Source organism: Paenibacillus sp. JT22N15 (assembly GCF_059383755.1).
Window position 1 is genome coordinate 57,376 of sequence record NZ_JBXENV010000024.1, and the last position, 14,418, is coordinate 71,793.

Annotated in this window: 10 protein-coding genes; 7 read left to right on the plus strand and 3 right to left on the minus strand. The window is 50.9% G+C overall.

Features of this window, described 5'->3' with window-relative positions; genetic code table 11:
- Positions 1-141: 141 nt before the first annotated feature.
- Positions 142-390, minus strand: coding sequence for a hypothetical protein (locus tag AC50X8_RS30825; protein WP_494883407.1), 249 nt, complete (start codon positions 388-390; stop codon positions 142-144).
- On the opposite strand from AC50X8_RS30825, the gene AC50X8_RS30830 reads away from it, so the two are divergent.
- Complete coding sequence (locus tag AC50X8_RS30830) at positions 383-4,978, plus strand: rhamnogalacturonan lyase family protein (RefSeq protein ID WP_494883409.1); 4,596 nt, start codon at positions 383-385, stop codon at positions 4,976-4,978. The genes AC50X8_RS30825 and AC50X8_RS30830 overlap by 8 nt on opposite strands.
- Before the next feature lie 366 nt (positions 4,979-5,344).
- On the opposite strand, the gene AC50X8_RS30835 is transcribed toward AC50X8_RS30830, so the two are convergent.
- Positions 5,345-6,040, minus strand: coding sequence for a uracil-DNA glycosylase (locus tag AC50X8_RS30835; protein ID WP_494883411.1), 696 nt, complete (start codon positions 6,038-6,040; stop codon positions 5,345-5,347).
- An 883-nt stretch (positions 6,041-6,923) separates the two neighbouring features.
- Between AC50X8_RS30835 and AC50X8_RS30840 the strand changes: the two genes are divergently transcribed.
- On the plus strand, positions 6,924-8,270 hold the full coding sequence (locus tag AC50X8_RS30840) for an ABC transporter substrate-binding protein (RefSeq protein WP_494883413.1): 1,347 nt from the start codon (positions 6,924-6,926) through the stop codon (positions 8,268-8,270).
- Here AC50X8_RS30840 and AC50X8_RS30845 read toward each other — a convergent pair.
- The gene (locus tag AC50X8_RS30845; RefSeq protein ID WP_494883415.1) at positions 8,263-8,481 is read right to left on the minus strand and encodes a hypothetical protein; all 219 of its coding nucleotides are present in this window, start codon (positions 8,479-8,481) and stop codon (positions 8,263-8,265) included. The two genes, AC50X8_RS30840 and AC50X8_RS30845, sit on opposite strands and share 8 nt — an antisense overlap.
- On the opposite strand from AC50X8_RS30845, the gene AC50X8_RS30850 reads away from it, so the two are divergent.
- From AC50X8_RS30850 to AC50X8_RS30870, 5 genes are all read left to right on the plus strand, one after another.
- Positions 8,469-9,413 (plus strand): carbohydrate ABC transporter permease, encoded by a 945-nt coding sequence (locus tag AC50X8_RS30850; RefSeq protein WP_494862243.1) that lies wholly within the window; start codon positions 8,469-8,471, stop codon positions 9,411-9,413. The two genes, AC50X8_RS30845 and AC50X8_RS30850, sit on opposite strands and share 13 nt — an antisense overlap.
- Before the next feature lie 3 nt (positions 9,414-9,416).
- Positions 9,417-10,259 (plus strand): carbohydrate ABC transporter permease, encoded by an 843-nt coding sequence (locus AC50X8_RS30855; RefSeq protein ID WP_056035437.1) that lies wholly within the window; start codon positions 9,417-9,419, stop codon positions 10,257-10,259.
- Positions 10,260-10,298: 39 nt separating this feature from the next.
- Positions 10,299-12,104 carry a cache domain-containing sensor histidine kinase gene (locus tag AC50X8_RS30860; protein WP_494862241.1) on the plus strand — a complete coding sequence of 602 codons (1,806 nt, stop codon included), beginning with the start codon at positions 10,299-10,301 and terminating at the stop codon, positions 12,102-12,104.
- A 2-nt stretch (positions 12,105-12,106) separates the two neighbouring features.
- Entirely contained in the window at positions 12,107-13,726 is a 1,620-nt protein-coding gene (locus tag AC50X8_RS30865) for a response regulator (protein ID WP_494883417.1), read from the plus strand.
- A gap of 206 nt (positions 13,727-13,932) precedes the next feature.
- Positions 13,933-14,151 (plus strand): hypothetical protein, encoded by a 219-nt coding sequence (locus AC50X8_RS30870; RefSeq protein ID WP_494883419.1) that lies wholly within the window; start codon positions 13,933-13,935, stop codon positions 14,149-14,151.
- Positions 14,152-14,418 lie beyond the last annotated feature (267 nt).

Sequence of the window (14,418 nt, forward strand, 5' to 3'; positions counted from 1 at the left end):
AGTAGAAGGAGAATGTTTGACGCAGGCATCTATCGGGTTCAGGTTCGGGCGCGGACTCGCTTACGTTTGCATACACGCCCTAGGACGGAGTTGGAATCGGTACAATCCAGATAAAAATTTAAATGCAATTGGATAAAATGTCTAGTTTTTAATCAAACAGCTCTGTTTTTTGGCGTGGTTTATTTCGGGAAATTCCCTATAATTGGAGAAGTATTCTCCAGACAGGCAATGGTGGGTAGCTTTGCCGCCAGATGACGGCGAAAGCCGTTTACGCTTGGCAGGTTTGCCTATTTTGGAAAGCGCTTTATTTCCGCGTGGGAGATAGCAGCCCTGCTGGAGAAAGGCGGAATACAAACCTAATTTCAGGGAGGTCATAACGGTAATGCTCATGCGCAAGAAGGGGAAAGGAACCGCAGCGATGTCGAAGTTCCTGTCATGTCTTTTAGCACTTACTCTCTTAGTCCCAGCCTTTTCTATGCCTGCCGCAGCAGCTGATTCGGTGCTTGTAGCCGATGATTTCAGCAGCTATGCGCTTGGCGATTTAACAATTGGAAGCGGTAACACTTGGACGAAGGAAGGCGCTGCGCCAGCTTTTATAGTTAAGCAGGATTCCGTTACAGGTTCTACTTATGGGGCGGTTACGAATGAATCGACTGGCTCCTCTTATATTGGCCAACGTTTTGCCGGAGAAAGCGGCGGTTTAATCGTCGAGTTTGATGTCAATCTGCCAACGGGTAAAGGCGGCTCGCTATGGGTAATGGATGGCAAGGTGAATGCAACCAATGCAGCCGCTGCTCGCTACCAGCTGGATGCTGGCGTTATCAAGCAGCATAACGCAGCTGCGGATAAGCAGATTGCTTATGATGTGACGCATTGGTACCGTTTCAAAATGGTATTTAATGTGCCAAGCAAGCAATATCATGTAAGCGTTACCGATTTGACGACGGACGAGACGGTGAATTGGCCATCCGCTTTTTACAGCAATCGGGAGCGGATCAGCAGCTTTGGCTTCTATGTCAACCCGAATGGCGGTCAAATCAATGTGACGAATGTGCGTGTAACCGCGCTTGACGTGAAGCTCGCTAGCCTAGTGCTTGGCTCAGGCGACTTTGCACCTGTGCTTAATCCGCCATTTGATCCAGGCGTGTACGATTATTCGGTAGAGGTGCCGTATTCGGCGACTTCGCTGGATGTAACACCAACGGCAAGCAACGCTGGATTTGTTGGACTGAAATTGGATGCCAATTCGATAGCCAGCGGACAGCAGAGCACCATACCTTTGACAGGCGACGAGACGGAGTTTGGCATTTCGGTAGGCTCGTCTGCTTTTACAGACATTAGCCGTACGTACAAGGTGAAAGTCAATAAGCTGGAAAAGTCACCTAATGTGACGTATGTCGTCACCGAAGCACATGATCAAACAGTCAAAATCGGCTGGGAACAGCCTCAGGACCCTGCTTTTAAGGAAACTCGCGTTTATTTGAAAAATGAAGACGGTTCCTTGACACTGGCCGATACGGTGCCAGCGGGCAAATACATTTCGACTATAGCGGGGCTATCGAATGGAACGACCTATTCATTCGTGGTCAAAGGCGCTTATGAATATGCGGGTGAAGCGGTTAGCGAGGCAAGCGGCGTGGAAATAAGCGAAACGCCAATCAAGCTGGCACCTCGCCAAATGGAAGCGCTCGACCGCGGCCTCGTTGCTGTAAAGGAAACCGATCATGTGTATGTAGGCTGGCGCCTGCTGGGCACCGATGCAGAGGATATTGCCTTCAACCTGTACCGTGATGGCGCGAAGCTGAACAGCACGCCAATTACAGGCAGCACGAACTACGCGGATGCGAGCGGAAGCAGCAGCTCAACGTATTATGTGCGGGCCATTACAGGTGGAGTGGAGCAGCCGCAATCGGAATCGGTTGACGTATGGGATACGAATTATTTGAATATTCCGCTTGAGAAGCCGGAAGGCGGCGTAACCCCAGATGGCGTAGCTTATACGTATTCGGCGAATGATGCTTCCGTTGGCGATTTGGACGGAGACGGGCAATACGAAATTATTATGAGCTGGATGCCTAGCAATGCGAAGGACAATTCACAGGCTGGCTATACAGGCAATGTGTATGTTGATGCTTATAAGCTTGACGGCACACGTCTGTGGCGAATGGATTTAGGCAAAAATATGCGCGCAGGCGCCCACTATCTCGACATAATGGTCTACGATCTGGATGGTGACGGCAAAGCCGAGGTGACGTTCCGCACAGCGGATGGCACGATTGACGGAAGCGGCGTTGTCATTGGCGATGCCAATGCGGATCACCGCAACGCCAGCGGATATATTTTGACCGGACCGGAGTTCCATACGGTGTTTGAAGGTGCGACAGGCAAAGCGCTGGCAACGGATGCTTATGAGCCGGAGCGGGGCAATGTCGCGGATTGGGGCGATGCTTACGGCAATCGCGTTGACCGTTTCCTAGCGGCGATTGCCTATCTCGATGGCGAGCGTCCAAGCATCGTCATGCAGCGCGGTTATTACACGCGCATGGTGCTTGTCGCGTACAACTATCGCGATGGCGAGCTGACGAAGGTATGGACGTTCGATTCCAAAACGCCAGGCAATGAAGATTATTACGGCCAAGGCAATCACCAGCTAAGCGTTGCTGATGTGGATAATGATGGACGGGATGAAATTATTACAGGCGCGGCAGCTATTGACGATAATGGAAAGGGGCTGTGGAGCTCCAAGCTCGGCCATGGCGATGCGATGCATCTGAGCAATCTTAATCCGGATCGACTGGGACTTGAATTGTTTGCGGTGCAAGAGGATACCGCTGTTAAATATTCCTACGATATGAAGGATGCGCGAACAGGCCGTGTATTATGGGGACAGCTGCAGCTCGGCATAGATGCTGGCCGCGGTTTGTCAGCCGACATTGACCCAAGGCATAAAGGCGCGGAATCATGGGCAATCGACGGCGCATGGAACAGCTCGACAGGTGGCCTGTTTAATGCGAAAGGGGAAAAGCTGTCCGCGAGCATTCCAACGTCCAACTTTGCGATTTGGTGGGATGGCGACCTCAGCCGCGAGCTGCTTGATCATAATTGGCTCGGCGATCCTCGTGTAGGCGTGCCAAAAATCGACAAGTGGGATTATGAGAACGAGACACTCGTTAACTTAGAAACATTTACAGGCACTTATTCCAATAATGATACGAAAGGCAATCCGAACCTGCAGGCTGATCTACTTGGAGACTGGCGCGAGGAGGTGGTGGTGCGGACGGAAGACAGCAGCGCGCTGCGCATTTATACCACGACTGCTGTAACGGAGCATCGGATTCATACGCTTATGCATGATCCGGTGTACAGACTCGGCATCGCCTGGCAAAATACGGGCTACAACCAGCCGCCGCATACAAGCTTCTATCTAGGCACAGATATGGAGATGCCAGCAAGACCGAATATTCGTACGAACGCGATTGCAGCAACCGGCCTTAGTATTTCCGCTCCTTCGCAGGAGGTAACGGCAGGACAACAGATGCAGCTTAGCCCGGTATTCTCGCCTAGCGGAGCGACGAACAAGTCGGTAACGTGGGCCGTTGCAAATGAAGATGGCTCAGCCACAACGCTTGCAACGATTCATACAAATGGTTTGCTGTCGGCAGTGGCGGCAGGCAAAGTGAAGGTGACGGCGACCGCAAATGACGGCTCAGCAGTGAGCGGCGAGCTCGTTGTAACGATAAAGGCGGCTGGAACGGTGAACCCTGGATCAGGCTCTGGATCGGGTGGAACGGGGACAACGACTCCACCGACGTTAGCTCCGGCTCCTGCCCATGTTGAGCTTAAGCCTGTCGTAACGGTAGATGCTGGCGGCAAAGCATCGGCAGAAGTGACTTCGGCTGAGCTGACGAAAGGACTGGACGAAGCAGCAGGCAAAAAACTTGCGATTACCGCTGTGCCAACTGGTGAAGCAAGCTCCATTCAAGTAACGCTTCCAGCGCAGGCGCTGAAAGCGGCTTCCGGCAAACAAGTGAGCCAATTAGAAGTGAATCTAGGGCTAGCGAGTTTTGTGCTGGATACAGCTTGGCTTTCCGGACAAATAGGGGCTGGTGCAGGGAAGCTGGAAATATCCGCCGCTGAGGCCGATATCAGCAATCTTTCCTCCGAAGCGAAAGCTCAGCTCGGGAATGCAAAAGTGTATGATTTGACGTTGACGATTGATGGCAAAGCGATTTCTTCTTTCGGGGGCCATGTTAAAGTGGCTTTGGACTACAGCCTGAAAGCAGGAGAAAGTCCGATTAAAGTGGTCGTCTATTACATGGATGCTAATGGCGAATTGCAAATTGTGAAAAATAGCAAATATGATGCATCGGCAGGCCTCGTCACCTTTAGACCCGAGCATTTCAGCAAATATGCAGCAGCGCACGTCAACATTCAATTTAAAGATATTGACCGTGTAGCATGGGCAAAGGACAGCATTGAATCGCTTGCTGCCAGAGGCATTATTGATGGCATGGGCAATCAGGCCTTTAAGCCGGATCAGCAAGTAACGCGTGCGCAATTTCTGAAAATGCTGCTGCAAACGTTCGATTTGGAGCAGGTGGATGCAGCGAGCACGTTTAGCGATGTGCAGCCAGGCAGCTGGTATTACAGCTCCGTGGCAAGCGCCCAGGCGCTCGGAATTGTTGAAGGCAAAGCCAATGGCACCTTTGGCTTTAATGATGAGATTACGCGTGAGGATATGGCCGTTATGGCCCACCGCGTCATTCAGAAGCTTGAGCTGAAGCTGAATGCACAAGGTCAGCTAAGTGAATTCAAAGACAGTTCGGCGATTTCCAGCTATGCGAAGCAGGCAGTAGATGCTATGCAAAGCGCAGGCATCATTAAAGGAACAGGCAATGGCAGCTTCGAGCCGAAGAACCATGCAACAAGAGCACAGGCCGCGGTTATCATTAACCAGCTACTTGGGGCGAACAATTAAACACAAGCGAGCTGGGAATAACAGGAAACAGGATATGGATTGTAGAAAGTAGAAAAGGGGAAGAGGCGGCGCAGCGATGCGCAGCCTTTTCTCTTTATTTGCAAAATAGCTTAATTCGATTGAAGGAGAGGGGATGGGGAGATGAGCGTAGGATGCGGAACCCAGCTGTTGATGGTGCTGGTTATTTTCGCTGCGCTGCTGATTTTGCTGTCTATATGAAGGCGGTGTGCGGTTATTCATGATAAGCAGCAATAGTAATGTAAATAAATAGCAGGCGCTCCATCTGGCTGTACGGCCGGACGAGCGCCTGCTTTATGTTTTTTAGGCATGTTGTTGTTGAAGCTGTTCGTTGTGCTGGCGAAAAGCCTATCCCTCCAGCTGCTCCGCCGTCATGGGCAGCTGCCAGTCAATTTCCTCGCTGCCGATGCTGCGAAGGAAGGCGTTGGCGCGGGAAAAGGGCTTGCTCCCGAAAAATCCACGATCCGCCGAATAAGGGCTTGGATGGGGAGAAGCGATGAGGTGATGCCGGGAACGGTCAATACGGGATGCTTTATCTTGAGCATGCTTGCCCCACAGTATAAATACGATGGGCTGCTCCCGCTCGTTCAGCACCTCAATGATTCGGTCGGTAAATCGCTCCCAGCCCATGCCTTGATGTGAGCCCGCGCTGCCGGCTCTTACGGTGAGCACGGCGTTAAGCAGCAGTACACCCTGCTTGGCCCATGAGGCGAGATAGCCGTGGGCGGGAGGCGTGCAGCCGAGATCATTTGCCAGCTCCTCATAAATATTTTGCAGCGATGGGGGAATGCGCACGCCGGGTTGGACGGAGAAGCTGAGGCCATGCGCCTGGTTAGCGCCATGATAAGGGTCCTGTCCTAAAATGACGACCCGCGTATTTTCAAAAGAAGTATAATGAAGGGCATTATAAATATGATGCATATTAGGATAAATGGTAGTGGTACGGTATTGCTGGGCGAGCTGTGAGCGCATTTCCCGGTAATAGGGCTCCGCAAGCTCGGCGTTCAGCAGCTCCGCCCAATCATTATGAAAAATAGCCGCCATGGTAAAATCCTCCTTAATTGCGTATGATTCTTATTCTAGCATAAATGAATAAGTGCATAAAAATAGCGATTGAAGAGTGTGTATGTAAACCAGAGTCTGCCTGATGCGCCTTGCTTAGTACTAATTTGAGGACAGTCTCATCTGACGATTCAAGACTTGGGAACCGCAGCATGCGGTTGTTGCTGGGATCATTGTTGCAGAGATTGCTGCTGGTGAGACCGCTGCTGGTGAGACCGCTGTTGCAGAGATCACTGTTGGAGAGATTGCTGTTGCAGAGACCGCTGCTGGTGAGATTGCTGTTGCAGAGATCACTGCTGCTGAAATCACGCAGCTCGGCACGTTCCCTCGTCCTTTTTTGACGGACTGAGATTCCGCTATTCTGGCTTTTGATCCGATTTCGGGTCTTACGCGGACAGGAAATCCATTATTGCCCTCTTTATCTCGTCAAAATGGCTTTTGGTAGCGCATTAGCGTCTCCTGAGTCCGCCAACCCTCCCTTAACCCGTGATTTTGTTAAAATAGCGTCTCCTGAGTCCAGCAAATCTTTCTGTGTGTGGTGAGTATACTTCTGGAACGAAGAGCATGAACGAAGAGCGTGAACGAAGAGCATGAAGCTGCCTTTCGGGATGTAGGTTCACATTCATGTGGGATGACATTCCCGGGAGTAGAGGAAATCCGTTTGACGCTGGCTTCGATAAGGAACTGGAATTGGATCAGCAGCTGGCTCCCTAACATTTGCAGACACGTCTTAGTAGGGCAACTGGGAAAGGGGCATTACCTTTTTGATGATTTAGATTACCATAGTTAATTCTTTGTTGCGGAAAAATCGTCTACAATGGTTTTTGTAAGCACTTACAAAAAGAATGGTTACAGGAGGTCAAGCATGATTAAAAACAAGTTTGGTATCGTAATGGTCCTTTCCCTGTCGCTAATCTTTGGGGGATGCTCGGCACAAGGCAGCAAGGAACAGCCGGGGGCCCAGGCCAGCACAGATAATGGAAGCGGAAGCAGCAGCAACTCGAAGAAGGTCGAGCTGAGAATGACCTGGTGGGGCTCGCAAACCCGTCATGATTTGACCATCAAAGCGCTCGAGCTGTTCCAGCAAAAGCATCCTGATATCGTCATTAAGCCGGAGTATTCCGGATGGGATGGGTATTTTGACAAGCTGTCCACGCAGGTGGCTGGAGCGAACGCGCCTGATCTCATTCAAATGGATTACGCTTTCCTGACTGATTATGCGAACCGCGATGCGCTTCTTGATTTGGATACGTATACGCAAAGCGGAGACCTGAAAATTGACAAGCATGATCCGAGCATGATTACAGCCGGTACGGTAAATGACAAGCTTTACGCGATCACGCTTGGGGTGAATGCGCCAGGTGTCGTATATAGCTCAAAGGTTTTCAAGGAACTGAATATTGCAGACCCGGATACAAGCTGGACGTGGGAGGACTTCGCGAAAATCGCACAGCAAATTAAAGATGCCAAGGGCGACGGTTACGTCGGGGCGGCTGACAATTCCGGCACTTTTAATATTTTTCAAATTATGGTTCGCCAGAACGGACGCGCTTTGTTTGAAGACGGCAAGTTCGGCGCGACGAAGGAGGATTTCACAAGCTGGTTCCAGCTATGGAACGATTTGCGGGCGGGCGGGGCTATTACTTCACCGGAAGCAACGGCAACCATGACGACGGCTTTGGAGACGCGGCCGCTGGCACTTGGCACGGGGGCAATGGATTTTACATGGTCAAATCAGTTAATCGCGTTCCAGAAAGCGATGAAGGATGCGGATGATGTGTTGAAAATTCAAGTGCTGCCCCATTTGAAGGGCGAGGTGAAAAGCGGAGAATACCTCAAGCCAGGACAGTTTATGTCCGGTTACTCCAAAACCCAGCACCCGAAAGAGGTAGCTATGGTTATTGATTTCCTGGTGAATGATCCAGAAGCGACGGCTATTCTTGGCTCGGAGCGCGGCGTTCCTGTCAACTCGGATATTCGGACACAGATGGCGTCCACGCTGTCGGAAACCGACCAAATGATTTTCAACTTCGTCGATACGGTAGCAAAAGATAAAAGCGACATTGACCCGCCTTATCCGCAAGGCTTCTCGGAAGTAGATAAAAGCTTTAGAACGCTTAGCGAGCAGATTGCCTTCGGCCAAGGCGAGCTCAGCAGCAACATCGACGAGTTTATCACCAGCTCCAATGCGGTGCTCAGCAAAGCTAAATAACAAGTAAATGAAGCGATAACGCAAAATAGCAGCAGCCAAGGTGGCCGCCCGCAAAAGAGGCGGCCTTTCCTTGGATATAAAAGCCATTATAGGCTTCATGCCCGATAATCGGCGTATCTTTCACCGCGAAACGTGTGTTTGCCGCCCAACGATGGCGATAGCCGTTTACGCATGAAGCAAGGGAAGAGGGGAAACGCGATGACAGCAACATCGATGACGAAGCTGCAAAAACGCAGCAAACGAGCTAAAAAATCGGCAGCCAGCCAAAATAACCGCGCCGCCTTATTTTTTCTCGCGCCATGGCTGATCGGCCTCATTTGTCTTACGCTCGGCCCTGTGCTGGCGTCGCTCTATTTTTCACTGACGGATTACAGCATTCTAGCAAGCCCCAATTGGGTGGGACTCAGCAATTATACGGAAATGCTTACGACTGATAAGCTGTTTGGAACGTCGCTCAAGGTTACTTTCACATATGTATTCGCATCGGTGCCGCTTAAGCTGATTTTCGCACTCGGCGTGGCGCTGCTGCTTAACAAAGGAATCAAAGGTTTGGGCATCTACCGGACCATCTATTATATCCCGTCCTTGCTGGGGGGCAGCATTGCGATTTCCATGTTATGGCGGAAAATGCTTGGCGGCGACGGCCTGGTGAATCAGGTGCTGCTTAAGGTAGGCATTCACGCACCGGATTGGGTCGCGAACCCGAAATATGCGCTTTATTCCATCGTGTTGCTCTCGGTATGGCAGTTTGGCTCCTCGATGATTATTTTTCTATCGGGACTTAAGCAAATTCCAACCGATTATTACGAGGCTTCCTCGGTCGATGGAGCGGGAAAAATCCGCCAGTTTTGGAGCATTACGCTGCCCATTTTGACGCCGGTTATTTTCTTCAATTTGGTCATGCAAATTATTACGTCGTTTCAATCGTTTACGCAGGCATTCGTCATCAGCAACGGCTCTGGCGGCCCGCTGAATTCGACGCTCATGTATTCGCTCTATTTGTACAAAAAAGGCTTCGCTTTTTTCCAAATGGGCTACGCATCGGCGATGGCCTGGGTGCTGCTGCTCATTATCGGCTGCTTCACCTTCATTATATTTCGCTCCAGCAGAGGCTGGGTGCATTACGAGGACGGGGGGAAATAAGCGATGGCAGAGACGCTGCGCAAAACGGTATGGCTCAAGCATTTGGCGATTATGCTGATCGCCTTCGTCATGTTATATCCGGTATTATGGATGGTCGGCAGCTCGTTTAAGCCCAATAATGTGATTTTCACGGAAATCGGCATTTGGCCTCAGCAGTGGCAATGGAGCAATTATTTAGCGGGCTGGAGCGGCATTCAGGGCAATCCATTCTCGCGCTTTCTCGGCAACTCGATGATCGTCTCAATCGGGGCGGTTCTTGGAAATGTCCTGTCCTGCTCGATGGCGGCCTATGCGTTCGCCCGCCTAAGCTTCCGATTTAAGGCGGCCGCTTTCGGGCTGATGCTGCTGACCATTATGCTGCCGCATCATGTGACGCTCATTCCGCAATATATTTTGTTTAATCAGCTTGGCTGGGTCAACAGCTTCCTGCCGCTGATTGCGCCAAAATGGCTGGCGACCGATGGCTTCTTTATTTTTCTGACAGTGCAATTTATTCGCGGCTTGCCGAAGGAGCTGGATGAAGCGGCGACGATTGACGGCTGCGGGCTCATTCAAATTTATTGGCGCATTGTGCTGCCGCTCGCAGTACCGGCGCTCATTACGACGACCATTTTCACCTTCCTTTGGACGTGGGATGACTTTTTCAGCCAATTGATTTATTTGAGCGATGTGACGAAGTTCACGGTTCCGCTCGGCCTGAGGCTGTTCCTTGATTCCAGCTCGCAATCTGACTGGGGTCCCATGTTTGCGATGTCGGTGCTGTCGCTGCTGCCTTGCTTTATCATTTTCATCATCTGTCAAAAATACTTTGTTGAAGGTATTGCGACCTCCGGCATTAAAGGGTAAGCTTCATTTACTCCAAACGGTCAGGGTGATGACATTACGATGCGTACGATAGATTTTTCATTACGGCAATCGATTTTGCGAAGAAGCAAGCTGTCCACTTTGATGGTCGCTTGCTTCGTGCTGTTGAACCTATTGTTTTTACTTGTGATTATTTGGCTGTCCTACCGTTCCTTCTCGGATGTGACCTTTAGCGAAATTAGCAAGGCGCGGCTGGCTTTGCTTAATGAAAGCACAAATCGCGGATTCGATTTCATGACCGATATGACGAATACGGCCTATTCCGTCGTCAGCAACAAGGATGTGAAGGAAATGCTGGAGGCTGGCGCCATATCCAAATACGATATGCTCGTCAAACGGCGGGCCATTTCGGATTTGCTGCATCATACGCTGGTCGTCAATTCCGGCATCAGCTCGATTGAAATTTACACGGATAAATTTAATGATGTTCCGTATAGCTCAACCGATTTAGTGTTTCCCGTCAGCAAAATCGCTGATCAAAACTGGTTTTCAGCCTTAGAGAAGGCGGATGCTATTTGGATTCCGGAAGAAGAAAACGCTTCCTCGAAATCGTTGATCGGGTATGCCCAGCATATGTTCGACAGCAAAGGACGGACGATGGGCTATCTGGTCATCAGCATGTCGCAGCAGGATGTATTGCGTAATTTTGCCGATGTGCCGATGGTGCTGGAGGGGCAAGTGCTCGTTGTGGATACGGCGGGCAACATTATTGTGAAGGTGAACGACTCGCAGGTGGAGGGCGAGGAGGTCATCCTCGATGCCGAATGGCTGGGTGACCGTTCGAAAACGCTCAGTGATGGATATGAGCTGCTGCGCAGGGATGATCAATCGTATTTGGTCGTGTTCTCCAAGCCAAGCTCAGTGCAGTGGCGGCTCGTACAGACGATCCCGACCAGAACGCTGCTGAAGGCGACCTATCAGGCGGGCTGGTATGTGCTAGGCATCGGAATATTAAGCTTATTGCTTTCTGCGATTTTGACCTATTGGTTTGTGAAAAGCATCATTAAGCCACTGCGCCGATTGATGGCGGAGATGAAGCGGCTGGAGCGCGGCGACTTCCAGGCGAAAGCGACAAGCGCCTTCACCGAGGAATATGTGCAGCTTTCCTACAGCTTCAACCATATGGTGTCGCGACTGAAGGAGTCGATGGACGACGTGAAGACAGAGAGCAAGGCGAAGCGAGATGCGCAGACAAGCTTGCTGGAAGCGCAGATTAAGCCGCATTTTCTGTATAACACGCTCGATATGATTCATTGGCGGGCGCTCGATTATAAAGCTGAGGATATCAGCTTTATGATTACCCAGCTCGGCAAGCTGCTGCGAATTGGCCTGAGCGGTGGCAAGCTGTTCATCCGCGTGCGCGATGAGCTGGAGCATGCCCGCTGCTACCTAAGCATTCAGAAGGAGCGGATGACATTTCCGATCGCTTATACCGAGCAGGTGATGGACCCGCAAATGCGCGGCTATTATATTCCGAAAATTATTTTGCAGCCGCTAATTGAGAACGCGGTCATTCATGGCAGCCCAGCGGACAGCTCGTCGAAGCTGGCGCTGGCACTGGATATTCGCGAGCAGCATGTGCCGGGGCAAGCGCCTTATTTGGAGATTAGCCTGACCGACAATGGGCGGGGCTTACCAGATGATTGGCATATGGACAAGGCGACAGGAATCGGCATTCGCAATGTGCATACGCGCTTACAGCTTTATTGCGGGCCATGGTATGGCTTACAGCTCGCAAATAGCGAGCAGGGAGGCGTGAAGGTGACAGTAAAGCTGCCGATTATTGAAACGGAAGCCCAATTAAAACGGTTGCTGGACGGTGAATAAGGATGAAATCAGTGCTTCTTGTAGACGATGAGCCGCATATTATTGCGGCGCTGACGCGGCATGTGGGCTGGGAGAAGCTGGGGCTGCGCATTGCAGGAACGGCCGCGAATGGCGTGCAGGCGCTGGCGAGCTACCGCGAGCTTCAACCGGATCTGGTTATTACCGATGTGAATATGCCGCAGATGAACGGACTTGCGCTTGTCGAAGCGCTGCGGCAGGAGGATGCGGGCCTGCCGATCGTTATTTTGAGCGGCTTCGATGAATTTGAAAATGCGCGGCAGGCGATGCGCTGGGGCGTTCATCATTTTTTGCTGAAGCCGGCTGCTGTAGCGGAAATTGAAGGCGTGCTCGCTGAAATTATAGGCGAGCTCGATTTGCAGGCGGAGAAGCTGCGGCTGGAGGAGCATTACAAGTTGGAGCTCGACCGGCTGCTGCCGTATTTGCGCGAGCGATTATTCACCGAGCTGCTGACGACGCGCTATCAGCCGCATGAGCTGCATGAGGAGCGGCTCGCTTATTTGAACATTCCTTCGCCAAAGCACGTGGCGGCGGTGAGCTTGCAAATGACGCGCCCTGCGCTGCTAACGAAGCTGAAGGAGCGGGACTGGCAGCTGCTCAAATTCGGCGCGAACAACATCATTCGCGAAATGCTGGCGGGCAAAATGGGCGGCTCGCCCATCCACGGCTACGCGATTGATTATTCCGACCGGCTGTTCGTGCTCGTTCTGCTGTCGGAGCAGGTACAGGAGGGCGAGCTTTACCAGGCATGTGAGGAGCTAGCTTACAGCGTGACGGAAAAAATAACAGCGCTGCTCAAGCTGGAGGCTACCGCAGGCATCGGTTCGGTACGCAGCAGCTTGCATGAGCTGATCGATTCGTATTTGGAAAGCCGCGTGGCGCTGGAGGCAGCGGAATTTCAAGGGACGAGCCAGGTGTACCCTTATGCGGAATGGGCACAGCTGGATACGACGTATGACCAATATGCACCGCTGCTCAAGCAGTGGAATGAGGCGCTGTCAGACAAGGATTTGGAGCGGGCAGCCCAGCAGTGGGAAGCGATTTATAATCAGCTGCAAAAGGAAGCGAGCGGCTCGCTCACGGATATTCAGACGATTTGCGTCGGCTTGTTCAGCTCGCTGACTTTTTTCTGGAATGAGGCGTTCGCCCAGCATCAGCTGCCGCGTACGCTGTCGCAATTTTTGCAGGGCATCCAGCAGCATTTGACGCTTGGCGACTTGGCACGCTGGATGAATGAGCTCGTAGAGGAATGGCTGCAAAGCGCGGCGCAGGAAATTTCCGGCCGGAAAAGCAATCGGCTTGTCGATAGCGTGAAGCAGTATGTGGCGGCGAATTTCAGCCAGGAAATCAGCTTTGCGGCGATTGCCAAGGAGCTGTTCGTGCACCCGAAATATTTAAGCCAGCTGTTCAAGCGGGTAACAGGGCAAAACTTTGTGCATTATTTGAACGATTACCGCATTCATAAAGCCATCGACTATTTGCAATCGGGCCATCATATGGTGTACGAGGTCAGCGAGATGGTCGGCTTCAATAATCCGACCTATTTCAGCCAAGTGTTCAAAATGAGCACGGGCAAAAGCCCTTCGGATTATTTTCGGATGTGAGGGGATAGGAGACGTGTAGCCTAAAGAAAGCAGAAAGGTCCACATCGTTATTGTGGGCTGTTTTTGCTTTTTTCCTAATCCATTGGGTTAACGGGCAGTTGTATACAGCTACACAACAGGATATTTGGATAATGATGTGGAGTTTTATGCACTTGTTTAAGTATGAACCATTCGAATATCCTACTATAATAAACAAGTTCATTCAAATGGATATGGTGCTGATATTAATCCAATTACATGGTGGAGTGATACCTCAACAGTGGCATGGATTAATCTATGAGGCAATTAATATAAAGCGGCTTCGTCCTGACCGCTGTTATTATTCAAATGAAAAGCGATTGGCTGACCTAGTAGCATTGCTTCGTTACATTCATCTAGAAGCTAATCGGATTTTTGATGATTCGATTGATTTGATGAACGAATGAATAGCAGCAGTACAATGCATAAAGAGAAATTTGGCGGACACAGCAGCAGCTATTTCAACCGAATTACGGGTTAAGGGAGATGTGGCGGACTCAGAAGCCGCTATTATGCTGCAAAAAGCCATTTTGACGAGCTGATGAGGGCAATAACGGATTTCCTGTAACTAGAATAAAAAGTGGACACAGCGTTAAGGAACGCCTAATAATAGACGTAACGAAAAAGAAGAGGTGTCCGCGAGTGGGAGAACAACGGCAACGATACAATGAAGA